A 21,893-nucleotide genomic window follows, 5' to 3' on the forward strand; every position below is an offset into this window, starting at 1 on the left:
AGCTAAAACATCAGTTCCCTTGAAGTGTTTTAATTCCTTGAGACGACTTGCGACATCATAGTCATAGCTGCTATCTGCAACAAGTTGAGTTCCGGCTAAATCCGCATAGCGATTTATACCCTTTAACTGACTCGCAGCATCGTAGGTCATGTCAACCCGCTTGTCAGCTACCCCATTACCGCTTTGAGAGCCATTTAAAATCATTGCTTTTACAACTTGTCCAGCATTCACTTTTTCGTTTTCATTTACACCGATGGACTCGTTAATTATTTCTACTAACCCAATCGAATCTATTATCCCTGCGACTATACCCAAATGGTCTATATTCTTTATTTCAACATCTTTCATGTAACTTCAATAAAGGATTTATACTCAATTTTTTTTAGTAACTATGTATTAACACTAATGCAAGTTATTATTAATAGTTGCTTTTTAAAACTTGTAGGTAGTAGTATAAAAGTACTAAGCAATCTGTTTTCGCCTTCTTCTGAAACTTAGGGTGCGGAATGTGGGTTTGAAATTACTAGAGATGCAGATTATGACAACAACGTCTACTTCTACAAAGTAGACGGCGATGACGGTAACATCGGTGGCTTGACACCAGATGATAGCGGCTATCTCCAAACCGCATTAAACAACGTTGTTAATCCAAACTTTGGATTGAATGCCGATAAAGATGCTACAAGTACAACTGGAAGTTTTAGCTTAACAGGTGGAGATATTTTAGGTGTCGTAATTGTCGCAGATGGAACTTTAGAACAAGCTATAAGCAACATCGACAGCGTAGAAGGCGTTTACCTCTCCTATATGGGTGCCGGTGCTAGCACAGACAACGGCACTTTTGACCACATCAGATTTAATAATGCTACCAGCACCTTTGAATTTGAAGATTTAGCTAATGGTGGCGACCAAGATTTTAATGATTTAAAAATAAAGATAGAATTCTAATGCCACAATATACCATTCAGAAACCCGATTTTTCCAAAAAACCGAGTTTCTAGTTAATTATTAGATATGTAGCGACTGTCTTGAATGTCAAGTGCAACGCACCATCCGATAAAGGTTTTGGTGCGTTAGGCTGAAGCCATAACACACCCTACCCTCTTACCAATTACCAATTACCAACTAGCAATTACTAACTACTAAGAACTGACTCAAGATTAAGAAAACCATTTTGAATCAAATAAGTTGCATATGTAGTGTATAGTTGCGCGTCAATTGGGGCACAAGAGACACCGCTTCCTGCGAGTGCATTCAAAGTCTCGTCACAACTAATAATTGGTCTATTTTCTGTTAAGTATAAATCCGGAATAGTCAATTGTCTTTCTGACCAACGTTCCAGTAGAAACGGACGCAAAGTATATAAAGGATTTTCCTCTGATGTGACATCATTGATCAACTTGTCTTGCCATTCTTCATAAGGAATCATCTTGATGGGAAAGCCAAAAGAACTCAACCAATCAACCAATGTGCTTAAAGGTGCGGGTTCTGGATGTTGGAGATGGAAAGCGTTACCGAGGGATTCTTCTTGTGTGGATAGATAAACTATGGCTTGACTTACATAATCAACGGGTGACATATCTAACTTATAGTCAACGTCGGGAAAAGCTCCCATCTGCAAACAGCCTTTGGTCATTAAGTTTACAAAATCGTCGGTGTTACCTACACCAGTTTGGCTGTGTCCGGAAATCAAAGGTGGTCTGTAAATGGTGATGGGAAGTCCTCTTTGAGAAGCTATTTTAACTAGTTTTTCTGCTACCCATTTGGTTTGAGAATAACCTAAGAAAATTCCTTCCCAACGGTCAAAACTATCATCTTCTTTGACTACTTTTCCTGCGTATTCGGGTGATTCAAAGACGGCGACGCTGGAGACGTAATGTAAGGGTTTGACTTTGATTTTGCAAGCCAATCTGATGATTTCTTGAGTTCCTAATACGTTGGCTGTTTTCAATGCTGAGTAGGGAAACACATAGTTGAGCATTGCAGCACTGTGATAAATGGCATCTATATTGGTTGCCAGCATATCAAAGCCTTCTGTGCTGATGCCTAGTTGCGGCTGGGATAAGTCACCAACTATAGGAATAATTCGAGGACTAAATTCTTCATTCCAAATTGCATAAGCTTGTAAATTATTTTTTAGCTTTTGTTTGCCTGCTTCTGCATCTGTTGCCCGTACTAAGCAGTAGATATCTGCATCTGTCTGCTGTAAGAGTTCGTAAATTAAAAATGCTCCTAAAAAACCGGTACCTCCGGTTAAGAAAATATTCTGAGGATTGGGGTTAAATTTATAAGAATTGGAAGCTGGACGAATAGTTTCATCAAGAACTGCTTCTGCTGCTAAATTAGGAGTATTGGTGGTATCAACAAGCGATTTGGTTTCCTGTTGGGATTCTTCTGCTTCTTCTGCTAAACGAGCCGAAAGCGCTTCTATTGTGGGATAATGCCAAAGCAACATGGGGGACAATTCAAATCCGAGCATTTTCTGTGCTTTGGTCACAATTACCATTGCTTGAGTTGAATCTAAACCGTAGCTATCTAAAGGTTGAGTTACATCGATTTCTTCGGCTTCCATATGCAGTATTTCAGCCAAGTTAGATAATAACCAATTTTGAATTTCTCCAGCGTTCATAGATTGTTTTGTAGTCATTTGATTTAAGATTTTAAATTTACAATGATGTTGCTCGTGTTTGTGCCGGAAGATATTTGTAGATTTTAGATTTCCGATGTCAATTGAACTGGATGATACTGGGCGTAGAAATTATTAATGTGTAGACCTTGCATTTTGAGATTTTGGATGCGGTATAAATAAGAAGTTCCCAACATAATTTGGTTGGCAACGTCAACTACTCGGCGATTTTTGGATTCTGACAAATAAGAACCGCGTACCCAGTCATTAAAGCTACCCATTGCTGGACCACACCATACTTGATAATCGACTTCTCTTCCTTTTTCACCGGAATTAGACCACCTAGAAGATAACCCTAAATACCAGCGAAAAATCAGCGCCATTTTATATTTTGGGTTGTTAGCGGCTTTAGTTAATTTATGAGGATTACTTTTAGATTGATAAGCAACTGTTTCTTGCCAAACTTCTTCGATAGTTTTGCGAAAAACTTGTTTTTCTAGTCTTGTTTTTTCGACTACTGGAAGTTCGTCAAGCGAATTATAATTTCGATAGATTTCATATAGCTTTTGTGCTTTCAGGGGGAACATAGTTCCGCGTTTGAGAACCTGTAGTTTTACTCCCATTTCAAACATATCAGCAGCCGGTGCCATCATTACGTCAGCCATGTCAGCTTGTGCTAATAGTTTTTTTGTATGCATAGAGGTTCCCGCTTCGGCACAAGATTGATTAATTGAACCGGTAACTACATATGCAGCACCCATCATAAAGGCTGCTAAAGCCGATTGGGGAGTAGAAATTCCTCCAGCAACTCCAACTCTAATAGGTTTTTCGTAATTATATTTTGACTGTATTTCGTCTTTTAACGCAATAATAGAAGGTAGCACGCAAACCAAAGGACGGTTATCTGTATGACCACCAGAATCCGCTTCTACGGTAATATCATCTGCAATAGGAATTTGTGCTGCCAGGGTTGCTTGTAATTCGGTAATTAATCCTTTCTCAGCCAGTTCTTTAAGCATTTTTAAAGGTGCTGGCTGCATAAATTTACTCGCAACTTCTCGACGAGAAATTTTTGCAATGACTTTATTATTAATTTGAATTTGGTTAGCTGAATTTAAGCTTAATCCAGCCGCACGATAGTAAACAATATTAGGAGTTAAATCTAAAAATGCCGAAGCTTCTACAGTTTCTACTCCATATTTAAGATATAAATCTACAGCGCCTCTTTCAATTTCTGGCTCGTTAGGACTGTGGATTAAGTTGAATGCATAGGGACCATTTGGTAAAGATGCTTGAATAACTTTTATCGCTTCTTCCAAACGATTTAAACTCAAACCACCCGCACCAAAAGAACTTAAAATATTCTCTTTCCCCAAGGCAATGACCATTTCTTCGGAGGCTATACCCCCAGCCATTGCACCAGCTGTGTAAGCATATTTTAGATTATGACAAACAAGAAAATTGGGGTCTCCGAAGCTTTTTGTAAAAACAGGTGGCGCTGCAATTAGTAATTCTATTTCTGCTGGCTGACTGTTATCAAGAGGACAATAGCCGTAATTTGTTGCCCCAATTCTGTCACCGACTTTAACAATATAACAAGGTTTATCGGTTTCGAGCAATTGTTGTTTGATTCCTTCGGGGTCAAAAGATATACAGCTTACCGAACCTTTCCAAGTCCGGTTTTTAGTTGAAGAAACCCCATAATATACAAGTCCGTTTTCTTGTTTGTTTACCACGTTATTTTTCAGTTATTGATGAACAATGAGCAATCAGCAATTATCAATGAAGAATGAGTGATGAATTATTAATAAATAGTTGAAATAGTTAAATATATTACTATTACAAACAGCCTATTAACATAATCATCTGTCATTCTCCATTTAGAAAATTGAAAAATTATTGAGAATCTTCAGAAAACAATTCCTCGGCACAAGCTATTTGTAATTGAATTATTTCGCTGAGTTGTTGACTAAAATCTTGACGATAATTTAAAAATCTAGAATGGGTCTTATGAACCATTAAATTATTCGCGCTAAGTTGTTTATGTTGAGGTTTAATATAACTGGTCACGCTCAAAGTTGAAGCTAATTTATTTGTGCCAGAAGATGCAAGGTTTGAAGTAGTTTTCGCCAGAGTTTTTGGTTGCTCTATTTTATTTTCTATATTAGATAAGGCGATTTTTTTCATGGGACTTGCTTCTGACTTTTTCGGTGATGGTATAGAAATATCTGGTTTAGTTTGTGGTTGATGAACTGCCTTTGTTTTTTCTTTTACCTTTACTGATGCTTCGGCTTTTTCAGTCGGTTTGGGTGTTGTGTTTATACTTGTTGCCAATTGCTCTTTATCAACAGGTAAAGCGGTAACTTCTGATTTATTTTGTAAAAGTTTTTTGTTCTGGGCGCTCAGAATACTTTCGGTAATATTATGACCGCCCAACTTAACTTTTCTAGTGCTTATGCCAGATTTTTTCTTAGCTACTTCGGCAGTGGAATATAGCGGTGATAAATCTATAGGAACTTGATTGCTAGCAAGTTTTGCTAATGCTTTCAGAATGCTACTATAGTCGTCTAAACCCCTACGATTAAGAGAAATTGTCATATGTTCTTTATCGCTTAAATCTTTGTCAATCCATCGAGAACAAACGTTCCCAGCACCGGTTTCGATAAATATTTTTGCACCATCATCATAAACTCGGTTCACCAGTCGGGGAAAATCAAGCTGTTTACAAAGTCCTGTAGCGATACCTTCAGCAATGGCTTTACTTTCTAATTCTATTGGCGCATATTTTGCCGCAGAATAAAGTATTAGATTTTGCCGATTTTCTTGAACTGGTAAAGTGTTGACGTTAGCAATTTCCTGGTGTTCGGAAGCCATTGCTTCGCAATGAATTACGTGATCGAAAGGTGCCCGGAATGCACTACAACCTAATTTTTTGATGACTCTTTCGCAAGCTGCTGGCTCACCTGCAATTACGACTTCTTCGGGTGTATTTATTTGAGTTAGGTAAACGCGATTTTCATCTACTATGCTCTCCCTTACTTGGGATGGTGTGGCTATAAGCACGTAATTGCACCAAAAACTGCTGTCTGGCGATCGCTCTACAGGTGGTAGCTGCCAAAATTCTCTGACGCAGTTTTTCGCACCGGATAACCTGTCTCCAAATAAGGTGCTGGAGTTTAAAGCGTTGCTCATCTCGCCGAATTTATTCCATATCCCGATAGCAGACATCATACTAACTTCACCTAAGCTGTAACCAAAAGCAAATTTTGGTTTAACTTGGAAGTTATCCTGAAGCACTCTTGAAAGCAGCTTCGCAACGACTATTTCGTTTTCAAACATTGCTGCCGAATCATCTAGCAGTTGCTTTTCTAGCCCTTCTAATTGCCTGCTTGATAGTTTATTCAAGCTGCGGGGATATACTAACTTCTCAACGTGACTGACGCGATTGTCTAAATTTTGCAGGATAATATCATCCTGAACTTCGGGAAATAAACGGAAGAGATTTCTACCAATACCGAGATAGGAATTAACCGCAGCAGGATAGACAAATGCAACTTCTCCTTTTTTGCCCAGCGGTTTAGCTGTAAAATAACTACCTAGTGGTGTTTGCCATTCTTCACCATTCTCAAATGCCTTATTTACACCTTTGATAGCTGCCTCTATTTCTTTAGCTAATTCTTTCTGGTTGCGAGCTAAAATTACTAAAGTATAATCTTGACTGCATTTTTTATAATTAGCAAAAGCCATGCTCGCAGCTACGGGAAGAGATGTTCCGCTATTTACTAAATTATGCAAATTGTCAATTTGCTGTAGTAAATTTTCGCGATTTTTTTCAGCTATAGGAAACAACTGCAGAGGCATTTGCTGCAAAAATCTGCTGCTGCGGTCTTGTTTATTTGGTTCTTCAGATATTATTAAATGAGCGTAAGTGCCATCTAAACCCATGCTATTAATAGCTGCCGTTCTTCGAACGGTATCTGGATTGAGAAACCAAGGCCTCGATTCCGGAACAACATAGAAAGGACTGTTTTCCCACTTTTTAATATCTTTGACACCATTCCATTTTGGTGTTGCAGGGAGATATCTATAATAGAGACACAAAGCAGTTTTAATTAAACTTGCAATTCCCGATGCAACATAGGTGTGACCAATATTAGCTTTAACGCTGCCGATCGCGCAGGTTAATTTGTTTGCACCGCTTGGATAAGCCCGAAGTAATCCGTCAATTTCTGCTTCGTCTTCTTGAGAAATACCGCTACCAAAAACTTCCAAATAAGATATATCTGAAGGTTTAATTTCTGCTGTCTCAAAAGCTTGTTGACAGGCAGAACTAACGGTGTTTGCATCTGCATTTCCCAAGCGACTTTGCAAATCACTTTTGGTAGCATTTTTCTGCGTGAAACTAACTGCATCGATTACCGCGTAGATGCACTCGTTTTCCTGTTTTGCTACTTGATGTCGCTTTAAAACTACTGCACCCGCACCTTCGCCAACCATCCAGCCGTTAGCTTTTTGGTCATAGGATAGAGTCTTTACACCTGTATTAACTGTCGATAATTCATTTCTTAATAACACATTTTCCATGCCGCCAGCTAAATCCACAGCACCCACTAATACGGCATCTGCTTCCCCAGTAGTTAATAAATGTTGCGCTACTTCTAAAACCTTAAATGTGGAGTTTTCGCCAGCAGAAATAGTTAAAACGGGAGCAGAAAAATTCCATAGCGAGGAAATGCGACTCGCCATAATATTGGTTATGTAGCTAACGAATTCGCTGCTATCGGCTGGTTCGGGATGAATTCCATCTTTAACTATTGTTTCTAACTTATTAACTTTATCAGATGATAGGGATATTGCGCTAGCATTTAATCCTTCTTTTATTTCCCAAGACAAATTCCATCTTTGCTGGAGTTGATGAACGGAAAATTCGGCTTCTGTGGCGATTAAAACCGCGACCTTATCGCCTTCTTTAACGCCTGCATCTTTTAGAGCGCGTTCTGCAACTTTAAGCATCAATAATTGTTGCTTGTTGAGATTATCTAACTCGTTGGGGGGAATTTTACTAGATACGGTATCAATTTCAAATTCGCTAATATAAGCTCCACTGGGTACTTTAGAATCAGGTAAGTTATATTTTTCCAGTAGCTCTGTTTGATTTTCTACACCGTGCCATCTCCCAGCAGGTAGGGGAATAAAATGTTGTTTTCCTTGGTAAATACTTCTCTCAAAAGCATCTAAGCCATCACAATCACCAAATAACACATCCATTCCGACAATCGCCATTTTAGCCAGTTTCAAAGGTTGGCTTGATTCTTCAGATATGATGTTTTTATTTTGTTCTAAAATTAGATGCCCGTTGGTTCCACCCAAACCAAAAGCACTAACTGCGGCGCGTTTTATCGAACCGCTTTTTGAGTGCCAATTAGTAGGACTTGTGACAATACGGCTGGGTGAAATTACGTTATCTTCCGAACCAATGGGATTTGTAATATTAATAGTTGTAGGAATAATACCCTTAGTCATGCTTAAGAGTACTTTAATCAGACTAGCGCTAGCAGCACCAGTAAGCAAATGCCCGATATTAGATTTTACCGAACCCGTAAATGGAGTTGCTTGATATTTACCAAAGAAAGTTTCGACAGAGTTAAATTCGGTACTGTCTCCTAATAAAGTTCCGGTTGCATGACACTCAATATAGTCAATCGCTTTTGGATCGAGATCGGCTTCTAAATAAGCCCTTTCAAAAGCTAAAGTTTGTCCTTTCGGATTGGGGCTGAGTAAATGTTTACCTCTACCATCATTAGAAAGTCCGTTCCCCGTTATCGAAGCATAAATGCGATCGCCGTCTCTAACAGCATCGCTATAGCGTTTAAGAACAAGCATTCCCACACCTTCGGAAGTAATTAATCCCCGTGAAGATTTATCTAGAGGGCGACTAATATCATTATTTTCAGGGTAGCCTTGAATACCAGAGAAAAGCATCCTGATAAATATAGGATCGGCACAACTAATACCACCAGCTAACATCAAGTCAGCTTTATGACTCCATAGATAGTGAGAGGCTAATCTCGCAGCATATAAAGGTGAGGAACAAGCAGCATCCAGGCAAAAATGGATATGAGACAAAGACAAAGCTTGAGAAATGATCGCAGCAGGTAAACCCGATATCATCGCATTGTAAAAAGAAGTTTCTTCAGCAGGCGGTAAACTTGCTACTTCAAAATCTTCTTGCTGCAAAAGCTCCCCAATTGCCGGATTTAACACCTGTTGATAGAGCGGTTCAAATAATTGATTTGATGATTTCGTAGGTAGCGAGAGTGTGCCCAACAGTACTCCGCATTTGGAAAGAACAGACTTGTCTTCCAAATAACCACTGTTTTGTAATGCTTGCTTCGCAGCATAAAGCGACCATTTAAAGGTGTCATCTAGATTTTGTAGCAATGAAGAGGGAAGGTTATATCCCGATGCATCAAACTTAAAATTACGTACAAATCCCCCTTGTAGGGAGTAAACTTTATCTGGCTTTCCTTTGACTGGATCGTAAAATATAGTTGGTTCTATACCAATTTCATCAATACTTAATTCAGAAGTTGAATCTTTTTGCTCGATTAAATTATGCCAAAATTCTTCAGCATTTTTAGCATCCGGGAACAGGCATGAAAACCCAATTATCGCGATTTTTTCCATACTTTTATTCAGTGAGCAGTTAACAGTGAGTTGTTCACCCGTCGGGTGTGCATTGTCAGCAAGCAGTTGTAATTTTTAGTTTTTGACTAGCTACAGAGAGAGAAGGAGTGTAGAAGGGTTAGAGGATGTAGAATATTCTCAATTCTTAACCTCTAACCTTTAACCTCTAACCTTTAACCTTTAACCTTTAACCTCTAACCTTTTAAAGACTTAGTAGGAATAATGATTCCTTTACCACCGAATAAGCGAGAATAAATTTTGCCTTGTTTATCGTGTATTGTAAAATCTGCTGCAACACTAGTAGAAGTCTTATTCGTGACTTCGCAAGAAACGTAAAAAGGTTGATTGCTTGGAGTTGCCGCAAATTGTTCGTGTCTCTTAATTTCTGCTGGCAAACAAATTTCTTGATGATAGTGCTGTAGCCAAACCCATAAAGGATGAGTACTTAAATCAACAGAGTAAGGATTTACCCAAATAACAGGGAATTGTCCTTGTTGTTCCCTACTAATTTCGTTCCAAACGCATTCAGTAGTAATTTTTTCGGGACTAATATTTATTACTTTTGTTAGCCCTTTGAAAGATTCTCCATGAAATAAGGGAAATATTGATGGATTTTCTTGATAAAAATCATTACCGGTAATAGGAATGATATTATCTTCTGTCATATTCAGTTTTCCGTAAGTCGGACTTTCAGTATGCTTGGGTAACAAATGAATGTCGTCAATACTGAAATGATAGTTAATTTTTCCGTTTTTATTCCTACTCCATATTTTCGCTTTAAAAACTATTTCTTGATGCTCGTGCTTAGCAATTTCTTCTAGATCCAGGATATACTCTTCTGATAGTTTTTCATCAAAAGGTACTCCCTTGAGAACTTTAAAATTATTGTAGTAATAAAACCTATATCCAGGATAAAGTTGCTCGCAAGCATTTATCATCCATTGGGTTCCACAAGTCGCAGGTAAAACTGGTTTTCCACCGACTATATGGTCTTGTAAAAAAGGATTTGCAGCTTCCGTTAATCTTCTACGAATGCGATAACTTTTTAACTGAGAATTTAATAGTGCTGGTGGTGGAGAAATCGGACTACCAATTACAACTTGTGTAGAATCCCGGAAAGAATCGTTAAGTTCGTTGACTAACATTTGTGCTCCCGCTTCTACCGGAATAATTTCAATACCCCTACGAGCAAATTCCTTCTTTAACTCCGGTGTAACCATACCGCTATCCCAGCCACCCCAATTGATAGCGACTACATGGCATTCAGGATACTGTTGTTTAAGCAGGTGAGCCGATTTATTGAGAATTTCGTTAGACAAAGCATAATCTGATTGACCAATATTGCCATAAAAACCGGCAACAGAAGAGTATAAAACTAAATGTTCTAATTGAGAAAGATTAACACAGCCAAGCAAATTCTCTAAACCCTTAATTTTGGCGCTGTAAACTTTTTCAAAATCTTCTTCTGTCTTTTTTTCGATTAATTTATCAGCTAAATTACCCGCACCATGAATAATACCAGTTATGTCACCCATACTTTCTGTAACAGCGGCTATTTTTTGCTGTAAATCATCAGTATTTGTAACATCAACGCTAATATAGCGAGCATCACCTCCAGCTTGTTTAATTATTTCCAAAGTTTGTTTTATTTCTCTGTCAGAAATAATTAGATTATAAATCTTTTTCACCTGTATGGGAGTAGGTTTTTCTCCCCGACTAAGCAAATCTTCCATAATAAGTTTTTTTAAAGCCGCTTCGTCAAAGCAATCTTTTGCAAATAAAGGTTCGGATTCTAAAAGTTCCGAACGACCTAATAAAATAAACTTAGATGGATATTGTTTTGCTAATTCAATTACGCATTTAGCAGTAATCCCTTTGGCACCACCACTAACAAGAAAAACCGATTCAGGACGAATTGAAGTTGTTGTTGTCATGAATTTTTCTAACTAAAAATAATTGATGTATTACATTACTACTTCACCAAACCGAAATTGTGGGTGAGGGAAAGGAGGGGGAAGAAGGGGACGAAAAATTTTAAAACGAAGGAAGAGGGCTGGAATTGGAATGGGGATTTAAACAAGGCGGTAAGAATATTCTGTCCGCCGACACGCCGCCACCCATTCACGCGGAGCGTGGGAGGTATCTTTCACGGCTTTGTTGCCGGGGAATTAAACCCATATTCTTAGGTTAAATGAAACTAAAAGATTGTTTCATATACAAGTTAAGATTTTAGAAGCAGCAAAATTGCTAACTTTTAAGTTGATGAATCGGCACTTGATGAAAATTAATGTAGTTATCGCGTCTATCGTTGAAACGTTCTTTTCTGATAGCAGATACAATAGCGAATGTAGTAAAAGTGAAAAAAGTTACCATTAAGGCGATCAATATCGGCATTAACCGATCGGTATCGCTACTATTCGTACTGTTACTCTTATTATTGGGTTTATCAGGTGTACTAGGTTTGTTAGGCATACTAGGCTTGCTAGATGTACTAGATGTATGTTCTACATCTTGTATGCGAGTTTTACTACCACTACCTTGAAGCAGTGTAATATCACCAAGGTCTTTGTTGTCTTCTGGTGAATTAATATTAGATTTGTAAGTTCGATAACCGTTGGCTTCTACAGTTATTTGTCCTTGAAGAACTCCGTTATGATTGGGATTAGCTGAAAATCGATATATTCCTTCAATATCGCTATAAGAAACGACGGAATTACCATCATTATTATCAAATACTATTTTTGCTGCTCTAATAGGGGCTTGTTTGCTACCGTCAACAACACGACCAATATAATTAGCTTTTTGATTTCCAGACATGGTATATTAATTTGTAATTCAAAACTCCTAACTTTGAAGAGGGAGTTCCAAGGAGTGCGAGGTAGTTTAAATATCTATCTTATTCAACTCATTAGAACTCCTTTTATTCCCAATTCCCAACCCCCCAACTCCTAGTTCCTGTAGAGACGTGGCTTTATTGCTGCGTCTCTACTGTTTTTTGGGACATGGCGAAGAAGAAAAGACACTCGCTCCTCACAACTATTCCCAATGCTCAATGCCCAATGTTTAACTGATAACTGATAACCGTCAAACTGTAATAGTTATTCTTCCTTGATTACCGTAACCAACTTCGGTTACTAAACGATTGGGATCGTGTAATTCGGCTTGGATGTGCTTGACGCAGTTGTGGGCGTTAATTTCTGGGTGTATATCAATTGCTCTACAAAAGACTTTGTCCCATTCCCAGGTAAGTGTTTTGGTAAGTCCGAATAATCCACCAGCGATGGCGCTAAAATTCGCTTTATGTTCTAATCCAAAAGCACCATCAAGTCGAGCTACTGTATAAAAGCAGCCATGTCCATTTTCTGCTGCTGCATTAAGAGATTTTTTCAGATGCTTAGCAATCAAGAAAACTTGTTTGACTATTGCCTTTTCTTCTTCGGGATATTGGACACCTTTAGCAACAGTATTAAATATTGGATGAATATGGATAAAAGCACCTATGGAACCGCAATTGGCGGTAATCGCTGTTAGCTGTTGCTGTAAATGCTTCTCGGTTGTATCTTCTAAAATTATATTTTTGATATTACTCGGTAATACCGAAGGTGCGGGAATTATTGATTGGGGAAAGCTTAGTACTACGACTTTTAAACCGCTTTGAGTTAATGATTCGGCTAATTCGGAAGTAGTGGGGGAACCATCATCAGTAATTAAGACGATGTTTCCCTCGGGTAATGCAAATTCTAAGAAATCTGGTTCGGGAAGGAATTGCAATTTAGCCGCATGTCTTGCAACTCCCCCAATTTCATTTAATTGCTGACTGGTGTCAGAGTATGGCTTTTTTTTTTCACCTCCAGATAATGTCTGGAGATATTCAACTATTTGTCCGATTGTCCTTAATTCGCTGATTTCTTCTAGATTATCGGGTTTAGGTAAATCGGGGTATGCTTCTTGTAACGCACCCATGATTTCTACACGTTTGATAGAATCAATACCTAAATCGGCTTCCATATCCATATCCATTTCCAGCATTTCGACAGGATAACCCGTCTTTTCGCTGGTTATTTCTAACATGGTTTGACCGAGGTTGCTAGTATCAACGCTAGCTGTATTATCTGCTAATGTCTCAGTTAGGATAGTTTCTAATTCTGGTATTGCTATTGCTGTTTCCGATGTCGGAACTGCATCAACTTCTTGTTGTGTAGGTTGACTAACTTCCACTTCAGGAGTTTCTGCTGCTGTAGTTGTGGTGTTAGAAGCAGTAGCATTAGCAGAATCAGAAGAAAGAGATTGCAAGTACTCAACTATTTGACCGATAGTACGCAGTTCGCTGAGTTCCTCTACGTTATCAGACTTCGGTAAATCAGGATACATTTCCTGCAATGCACCCATGATTTCTACTCGCTTAATCGAATCAATACCTAAATCAGCTTCCATATCCATATCCATCTCCAGCATTTCTACAGGATAACCCGTTTTTTCACTGGTGATAGCTAGGAGGTTTGTATCTAAATCTGATAAGTCTACGGTAGGGGAAAGAGATGGGGCGGGAGATTCTGGTTTTAATTCGCCATCGTTTTCAACTTTTGAAGTATTACCATTAGCTGGTATTTCTTCTGTAATGGTATTTTCGACTTTAGGTTGTGGAGCTTTGTTTGTGGTAACTGCTACGGGTTCTGGTTTGGGTTCCGGTTTGGGTTCTGTTACGGCATTATTACCATTAGAAGCAACTTTGTCAGTGACGATATTTTCTAAAGTTGGCTGTGAAACTTTATTGCTGACGGGTAGTGTCAAGCTTGTTTTCACTTCTGGCTCAAGAATACCTTTAGTATCTTCGTTTTGAATTACCTGTTCGTATTCTTGCTGAATGTGTTGGAAGAAGTTTTTAGTATATTCTACTTGGTGTTGTAGATACTGTTCGTGAACTCGCAGAGTATCGCCTTGATGGCTGTGGAACTGAACCATGCCGCGTTCCAAGCTGTCAATAATTTTTGGCTTGAGTGTTTCGCCGGATTCAGTTTTCGCAAACAAGGAATTCTGCTGCTGCATCAGTTGGAAAAATGTCTTAATATATTCCACTTGATGGTTGAGGTATTGAGCGTGAACTTGCAGATTCTCGTTTTGATTTTGTCCAAATTGAGTTAATACGTATTCCAAGCTTTCTAAAACTTGTTCGTAATTAATAGGTTGATTAGATTTAGGCTCGTTAGATTTACTTTGCATATGCATATTTAATTTAGATATTGACTGCCCCAAGGAGGTAGAAGCGGTAGGATTTTCGATTTGATTTGTTGGTTGCTTTATTTCCTGCTCCTTTATTACTACTGCTTTACTATGTCCGTTTCCGTTGTTGTTGTGGGAATTGGAACTGTAAGAAGAAGTAAGAGATTTTTGTACATTCTCTGCTTGTGCTGCTGTTTGTTTAACCTCCACAGAGCTTTTCATTGAAGTAGTTGCATCATTTGGCTTTACTGGCGGAACTGTTTGGGTAGATTGGCTTACCTTATTGGCATTAGAAACAGTTTCTATTTTTTTAGGAACAGATATTTCTACTTGATGCTGTTCGGAAAGAGCCTTTTCCCATCTCTGCTTTGTTTTCTCCGAGACATAATTACTACCATTTAATTTAATATTCAAACCTTTTTTAGTTTCAGCAGGTGGAAGAGGTTCTACCAATTGATAGGGGTCGAGATTTTTTAAGGTTATTCCGGCAACTCGTAACTGGATTACAGCTTCTCTCAAACAGTAGTCGCTATCTTTTCTAGGACTTGAGTTTAAAGCAATTGCCATGTGGGGGCGATCGCCTAATATATCTTTGACTAAGTTTGTGAGAATTTTTCGCGGACCAAATTCAACGAAGCAATAACCACCCTCTGCATAGATGTTTTCGATTTCTTGTTTGAATAATACAGAATTAGATAGTTGTGATTCGAGAGTTTTTTGCAGAATGGTGGGGTCTGCTGAATGCTGTTTTCCTGTAACGTTAGTGTAGACGGGGATTTTGGGGGATTTGAAAGTAACGCTTTTGGTTGCGATCGCAAAGGATTTTTGAGCGAAGGCTATCAAAGGTGTGTGGAATGCTGCTGCAACTGGTAGAACTACGGCAGCATGTCCGGAGTCGTGGAGAATTTGTTGGAGTTGATGAATTTCTGGTGTGGGACCAGCTAAAACTACTTGACGGGGTGAGTTCAAGTTGGCAATCTTGACTTCGGGATAGTTTTTGAGTACTGCCTCGATTTTACCCAAGTCTTCTTTTACCGCCAACATTGCACCGGTATCGTAGTTGGGGTCTTCAGGTGCCGCCATTGCTTGACCTCTAGCTTTAACTAAAGCACAATAATCCGCGTCGCTCAATGCTTCGCTAGCCCACAGTGCTGTTAGTTCTCCGAAGCTATGCCCTGCTACAAAATCAGGTGTGAATCCAGCTTGCTGCAATACCTTGTAGTATCCCGCGCTCAACATTCCAATCGCTGGCTGGGCGTATTCTGTACGCTGTAAGGCAGCAATTTGAGCATTTTTCTCGTTTTCCCCGAATACTGAATGGGGAAAGACGATTTCTGAAAGGGGTTGCAGGTTGTCTTTAAGCAACAAACTATCCATGTAGCCGTAAAGCTTTCGCAATTGGGGGAAGTTCATTAATACTTCTTTACCCATATTTAAATATTGCGAACCCTGTCCGGAGAATAAAGCGACTACTTTTCCTTGCAAATTCATTCCTTCGGAACGGTAATGAATCCCAGTAGGATGTTCCCATTCGGTTGCTGATGGTTTATTTTTCAGCAAGTCGATGGTTACTTTCAGCCTTTTACAAGCTTCTGTTAAGGAGGATGTAACAAAACCGATTCTGGCTGAAGATTGGGGAATTTCTTTAAATTTGCTGGCTTCTACTAACTCAGCATAATGCTTACTCCCTGCATCGGATTGTAACTTTTCTAAAGTAGTCGTGCAGGTTTGCAGCAATTGAGCGGGGCTGTCTTCAAAGAGAATTACCTGAGTGGGTGACTTATGCAAGCGGTATGCACTATTGTGGTCGCTGTTATATTCTTCTAAAACTACGTGATAATTAGTTCCACCAAAACCAAAAGAGCTTACACCGGCGCGTCTGGGGGCTTCTCCAATAGGAGAAATCCACGGACGGGTTTCCGCATTCAAGTAAAAAGGAGAATGCTTGATATTCAGTTTGGGGTTGGGCTGAGTAACGTTGATGGTGGGCGGTAATACTTTGTGATGCAGTGCCAAAGCTGTTTTTATCAAACTAGCAGCACCAGCAGCAGCTTTGGTGTGTCCAATTTGCGATTTAACGCTACCCAAAGCAATATGCTGTCTCTCGAAATTTTCATCGCTGAAGTATTCTCGCAAGGATGCAAACTCGGTGGGGTCGCCAGCCATAGTTCCAGTACCGTGGGCTTCTACTAAACCTACAGTTGCAGGGTCAAATCCGGCATCTTCATAAGCCCGTTCCAAAGCTTTGACCTGTCCTTCTTTTCGGGGTGCGTAAATACTCTTAAATCTGCCGTCGCTAGAAGTACCTATTCCCTTGATGACTGCATAGATTTTATCGTTATCTCTTTCTGCATCCGATAAACGCTTGAGAACTATCATCCCCAAACCTTCACCCAACATCATGCCGTCGGATTTAGCATCAAAAGGTTTAACTTTATCTCCTGGAGAAACCGCAGGTGTTTTACTAAAGCTGATATATGCTGAAATCGAATTATCTGTATCAATTCCTCCAGTGAGCATCATATCGCTGCGATGCTCCACCAATTCACCAATAGCCATCTTTAAAGCAGCCAGAGAACTAGCACAAGCTGCATCCACCGTGCAGTTAAGCCCCCCTAAATTAAAGCGGTTGGCAATACGTCCGGCAATTACATTTGACAGCATTCCGGGGAATGCATTCTCATCCCACTGAACGTAAGCACTTTGAATTTTTTCAATAATTTTGTCTGTATCTTCGTCAGATAAACCGCTACTTTTTAAAGCTTTTTTCCATATCGGATACTGCAACCTCGAACTAAGCGGTACTCCTAACTTCAAAGCCGCAGAACCTAAGACAACACCAACATTATCGCGATTAAATTCGCGCTTTTCATGGTATCCAGCATCTTCCATTGCTTCCTTCGCAACTACCAAACTTAATAGTTGCGAAACATCCGTAACTTCTAAAATATTCGGGGGTATACCAAATTCCATTGGGTTAAAATCAATGGACGGAATAAATCCACCTTTATTACAATAAGTTTTATCTTCTTTAGTTCTAGGATTGCTATCGTAATAATCTTCTAAACTCCAATGAGTTTCGGGAATATCCGTTATACAATCTATTTTATCAACTATATTCTGCCAGTATTCTTGTATATTCCGAGCTTCGGGAAAAATTGATGCCATTCCAACAATGGCTATAGGATTATGTTGCAATTGTGTGTTAACTTTGTTCATTGAGATAGAATCTTTTGAGGACATTTTTCGTTTGACCTTAATAAACCTCTTCACAGCTTTTTCGCAATTGTTAATTTGGTCTTCCAATTGCGCCAATGCCTTATTGATGGATTGAGCCGACATATGACATAAAATAGATTTAGTATTGTTGCTTCCAAAAAGTGATTGCATCAAAACTGTAGCGACTATAAAATTCAGCTATAGCTATCTTTCTTCTTTAGATAGCATAGCTGCCCAATTAATAAACGGAAAAGTCTGACAACTAATTAATTAATTGGATAATAAACTTGGATAAGTAAATTATAAATACTTTTTCCTAACTAAAATGTCAGGAGAAATGCAACCCCGATTAATTGATTGTTTTAAAAATGTTTAGATATTTTCCCCTACTTCTACTTTCCAATATTTTATCCTTATTTCGCGTCTATCCTGCGGTAGAATAAACCACTAAATCAAACTAGTCTCGTGACATTGGGGTAGAAGGTCAATTACATTATTGAAGCTAGAAAAATAATCTTCTAATGCTTTTGCAGCAACACCAGTGAATTCCATCCATTCTTCTTGAGGGTTATTTGAAGACACTGTTTCCCATTCAAAAGGGGCCGGTTTGGGAGTAGCTACTAAAACAGAAACGCTCTTTTTATCGGAGCCGGTTTGATTATTAAACCTTACTACGGCTATGTAATCCGTATTAATGACAACGTTCTGTATTTTAATAAATGCCATAGCTAATTAAAATGCCTTGGAAGATAATTTTATGAACTGTAAACAATAATGTTTGACAAGTTAGTTACAAAACCACAACATCAAAAACTTTGAAAAAAAATTGATAAATCATTTACTCCTACACACCTTTTTTTATGTTTGAATTTATCAAATTAATTGACAAACAGTTTCAGCTGTCACAAATATCGTAATTAGACTGATTTCAATTGTTAGTTATTCATTACTAATAAACTAATCATTAAATATCTAATTGCTGATTTGTTCTTGATTATTAGAATTAATACCAACAGTAGCACAGCTTAAACAAAGCGGATGATACGGTTTCGGGCAATTCGGAAATAATTCTAGATTTTTTCAACTGTTAATTGGATAAAAAATATTCAGCCATAGTATCATCAGCAACTTGATATCTCTAGGGGTATTTTGACAAAAAGCCTAGAGTATATAAGCTTTTCTTGATTATGAAGTAGCTGTAAGGTTGTTGTAAAGGAATGTCGGTGGTTTAGATATTTGATTTAATATAGTTTTTTTTTACATGGTATTAATTCAAGGGAACATGATAATCAAAAAAGTATCAGTAATAGTCAATGGTTAAAAATCAAGTTAATATATCAACCCTAAACATATCAATTAACATTCATAAAAATAGTTACTATTGGTTATTTTAAGATTTCCTAATTGCTTATAGCAAATAATAGCTAATGGAGATACTTGCGGATATTTTTAACAAGGTTTATTGGAACTAACGGAAATAATCATATAGTTCGCTACGAGCAATTATGTAAATATGAAATGCTGTTTATGAGTAATTGCATTTAGGGGAAGAGGGGAAAAACAGTTAACAGTGAGCAGTGAACAGCGAACAGTTATGAGTAACTAACTACCAATTACCAATTACCAATGCCCAATGCCCAATGCCCAATTCCCAATTCCCAATTTTCAATTTTCAATTTTCAATTTTCAAAAATACAAATAATTAGATCGGGCAATTTTTTCTGGTTGTTTATCCGTCCATCTTCTCCAACGCGATACTCCGTTACGAATTACATCGAGATTTTCGTCACCGATGAAACAAACTCGGCGCATTTTTTCGCAAGTCATTAAAATTTCACCATTACCCATAAACGGCGCTATGACATAATTATTTTGAACAGTAAACATATTGATTAAATACTGGATTATTCCTTCAACATTGTCTAGATTGACTGGCATGTCTGGTTTGACTATTGCTTCTCGCGAAAAAATGCCTACATATATTTTGCCCAACAACAATTCATACTGAAAAGTCATCCGGGTGTTGCTGCAAAACTGATAAATATTGTTTTCCGAACGCAATACAGCCACAACCTTAGCTTCATCCACCAAATAATCGTGATTCCATGCACCATAAAAATCGGCGTTTGCTGTGGGCGCGGCGTAGCTAATCGCCAAAGCAGCATTTGAAGGTAGCAGTTGAATAAAATCTTGTTGGGCAGTATCCCCGTAATATACAAGATGGCGATTGCCTAAAGTCCATTTATCGCCAATTTTTGACAGCGACTCTTGATTAAAAACTAACGAATTGAGAATTTTTGGCTGTTTCACTCTTTGTTGTTCCTTCTTGATTCCGGACTTCGCTTCGAGCTGTGCGATCGCGCTATGAAAGGCTTGTAGCTGTAATTCTTCTTGTTGTGCGCGTAATTTAGCTGCTATTTTGGCTTCTCGTTCGGCTTCCTCTTTATTGCCTTTGCTTTTCGCCATTTCATAAGCCTTTAAAGCTTTCTCTGCCAATATTCGTTCTTTTCTACCGGCTCTAGCAATATTGAGTAAAGTAGTTTTTTTGTCCGCTATAGGAGTTTTTTGAATTATTTTCTGGATTTTGGGAGCTATATCTCTGGCAATTTGTTTATCATGCTGCCAGCTACGTTCGCTATAACCAGCTTGTTTTGCTAGCTCTTGGGTGGTTTTGGGAGGTGGTGAAATTATTTCACCACCATTTTCTGAAGTTCTGAGAGTGTATTGATTGTCTCCAGCTTTCGCTCTTATTCCTAATTTGACTAGGATTTTTTCTCGTTCGAGTACTAGTTTGCCTCTTTCGAGGGGTTCTAGTTCGTTACGAATCAAATTTTCGTCAATTTCTGCTAATCTTGCATTTTCGTCGGAATCGTAAGTAACTATATTGCACTCAATCTGCTTAAAGCCCAGCAGCTTGCAGGCTGTTAAGCGATGCAATCCGGCAATCAAGTTAAAATCATCGTCTACCGTTATCGGATTAAGCAAACCATTTAACTCAATAGATTTTTTTAACTGCTCGACTTTCTCATCGTTGATTGGACGACGATTGTTACCGTATTTAATTTTTTCTATCGATACTTTAGATATTCCAGACATAATTACTTTTCTTTGATAACCATATACCGACTGATATTTGATTGACTTTTGTATGCCTTGAAAATTTCAACAAGTAATGTTATGTCATAAAAATGATAATAGCTTGATATCAAACTAATCTCTACAATAATCAATATAAAAGCTAAAGCCCAATTGTGATGAAATTATTCCTCCTATATTGCCTTAAATCAATCTACTTGATAGCAAAAATATCATAGCTAAAAATAATCTTCATAAATTAAATTTTTTAAGTTCACCATTCTTCTATTTGAAGGTTAGGGACGTTAGCGAACAGCAATTTGCTCCCTAGGTAGATAAACTTAAATAATGAAATTGATAGAGTGTATTAATTGCCACCAAAATGCCGTAAAAAAAATATCTATGGTTATTTAATTTAGCTAAGCCATCGTTAGTACCAATGTAGAATTGGAACGGATATCTTTTGGTATGTACTGCGATAAAAGTCTTTTACCGTTTAGATTCAAATTTCCTTTCCAAAAATGAAGCGCTACATCTATAGTTAAATTATTTCATAGCGTGCTATTTGCAGTCAAATATATGTGTATGTCAGTGAAAAACTTTTCAAAAAAGCAGGTTGACAATATAGGACTTCTTTGACATACTTAAAGACAAGTTTTTTGAGCTATTGCCTAAACGCTTCCCACGGCTAATCGCTGGAATAAAAATTGAGTTTTTGTGAAGAGCGTTACTGCTATTTCCTAGAACAATACCTTATTAATAATATAGAATAAAAACTAGGAAATCGAAACTCCAGTGAACCATTAATTTTTTCCTACACGATATTCATAATCTGTTAAACATTTTAGATTAAAAATTAAAGGTAAAAATTAATACTTTTGATTCTGTTGTTTCAGGTTTCATACACATTTTTAATTACCTATGTACGCAGTTAAAGCGATGTCTATTTACAAATTATTTGAGGAATTAATACTGCAATCCAAAACATAATCCTCGCGAGTTTCCGATCGGGATATAACCCCTGTCTTGTGACAAATCCCCATTTCATAGCGAAAGTTCGGCGTTG

9 protein-coding genes and 1 pseudogene are annotated in these 21,893 nt (G+C 38.1%); 1 reads left to right on the top strand and 9 read right to left on the bottom strand.

Annotation, left to right across the window (positions count from 1 at the left end; genetic code table 11):
• Positions 1-189: 189 nt before the first annotated feature.
• Positions 190-348: pseudogene (locus RIV7116_RS37585) on the bottom strand (DUF4277 domain-containing protein); the annotation flags it as partial.
• A gap of 246 nt (positions 349-594) precedes the next feature.
• Between RIV7116_RS37585 and RIV7116_RS10590 the strand changes: the two are divergent.
• A complete protein-coding gene (locus RIV7116_RS10590; RefSeq protein ID WP_015118292.1) occupies positions 595-948 on the top strand; it encodes a DUF4114 domain-containing protein in 354 nt (117 codons plus the stop codon).
• A gap of 187 nt (positions 949-1,135) precedes the next feature.
• Here RIV7116_RS10590 and RIV7116_RS10595 read toward each other — a convergent pair whose 3' ends face one another.
• The 8 genes from RIV7116_RS10595 to RIV7116_RS10630 form a co-directional block, all read right to left on the bottom strand.
• A complete protein-coding gene (locus RIV7116_RS10595; protein WP_015118293.1) occupies positions 1,136-2,647 on the bottom strand; it encodes a thioester reductase domain-containing protein in 1,512 nt (503 codons plus the stop codon).
• 65 nt (positions 2,648-2,712) lie between these two features.
• A complete protein-coding gene (locus RIV7116_RS10600; protein WP_015118294.1) occupies positions 2,713-4,362 on the bottom strand; it encodes a PfaD family polyunsaturated fatty acid/polyketide biosynthesis protein in 1,650 nt (549 codons plus the stop codon).
• Between the two features lie 160 nt (positions 4,363-4,522).
• Positions 4,523-9,313, bottom strand: a complete 4,791-nt coding sequence (locus RIV7116_RS10605; protein ID WP_015118295.1) for a PfaB family protein — start codon at positions 9,311-9,313, stop codon at positions 4,523-4,525.
• 194 nt (positions 9,314-9,507) lie between these two features.
• Positions 9,508-11,247 carry an SDR family NAD(P)-dependent oxidoreductase gene (locus RIV7116_RS10610; RefSeq protein ID WP_015118296.1) on the bottom strand — a complete coding sequence of 580 codons (1,740 nt, stop codon included), beginning with the start codon at positions 11,245-11,247 and terminating at the stop codon, positions 9,508-9,510.
• A 313-nt stretch (positions 11,248-11,560) separates the two neighbouring features.
• Positions 11,561-12,130, bottom strand: a complete 570-nt coding sequence (locus RIV7116_RS33790; protein ID WP_015118297.1) for a carboxypeptidase-like regulatory domain-containing protein — start codon at positions 12,128-12,130, stop codon at positions 11,561-11,563.
• A gap of 267 nt (positions 12,131-12,397) precedes the next feature.
• Positions 12,398-17,875: a type I polyketide synthase gene (locus tag RIV7116_RS10620; RefSeq protein WP_044290865.1), complete on the bottom strand. Its 5,478-nt coding sequence runs from the start codon at positions 17,873-17,875 to the stop codon at positions 12,398-12,400.
• A 324-nt stretch (positions 17,876-18,199) separates the two neighbouring features.
• Entirely contained in the window at positions 18,200-18,478 is a 279-nt protein-coding gene (locus RIV7116_RS10625; protein WP_015118299.1) for a hypothetical protein, read from the bottom strand.
• Positions 18,479-19,438: 960 nt separating this feature from the next.
• Positions 19,439-20,848, bottom strand: a complete 1,410-nt coding sequence (locus RIV7116_RS10630; RefSeq protein WP_015118300.1) for a ParB N-terminal domain-containing protein — start codon at positions 20,846-20,848, stop codon at positions 19,439-19,441.
• Between the last annotated feature and the right edge of the window lie 1,045 nt (positions 20,849-21,893).

Origin of the sequence: Rivularia sp. PCC 7116, from assembly GCF_000316665.1 — a bacterium.
Taxonomy (GTDB): domain Bacteria; phylum Cyanobacteriota; class Cyanobacteriia; order Cyanobacteriales; family Nostocaceae; genus Rivularia.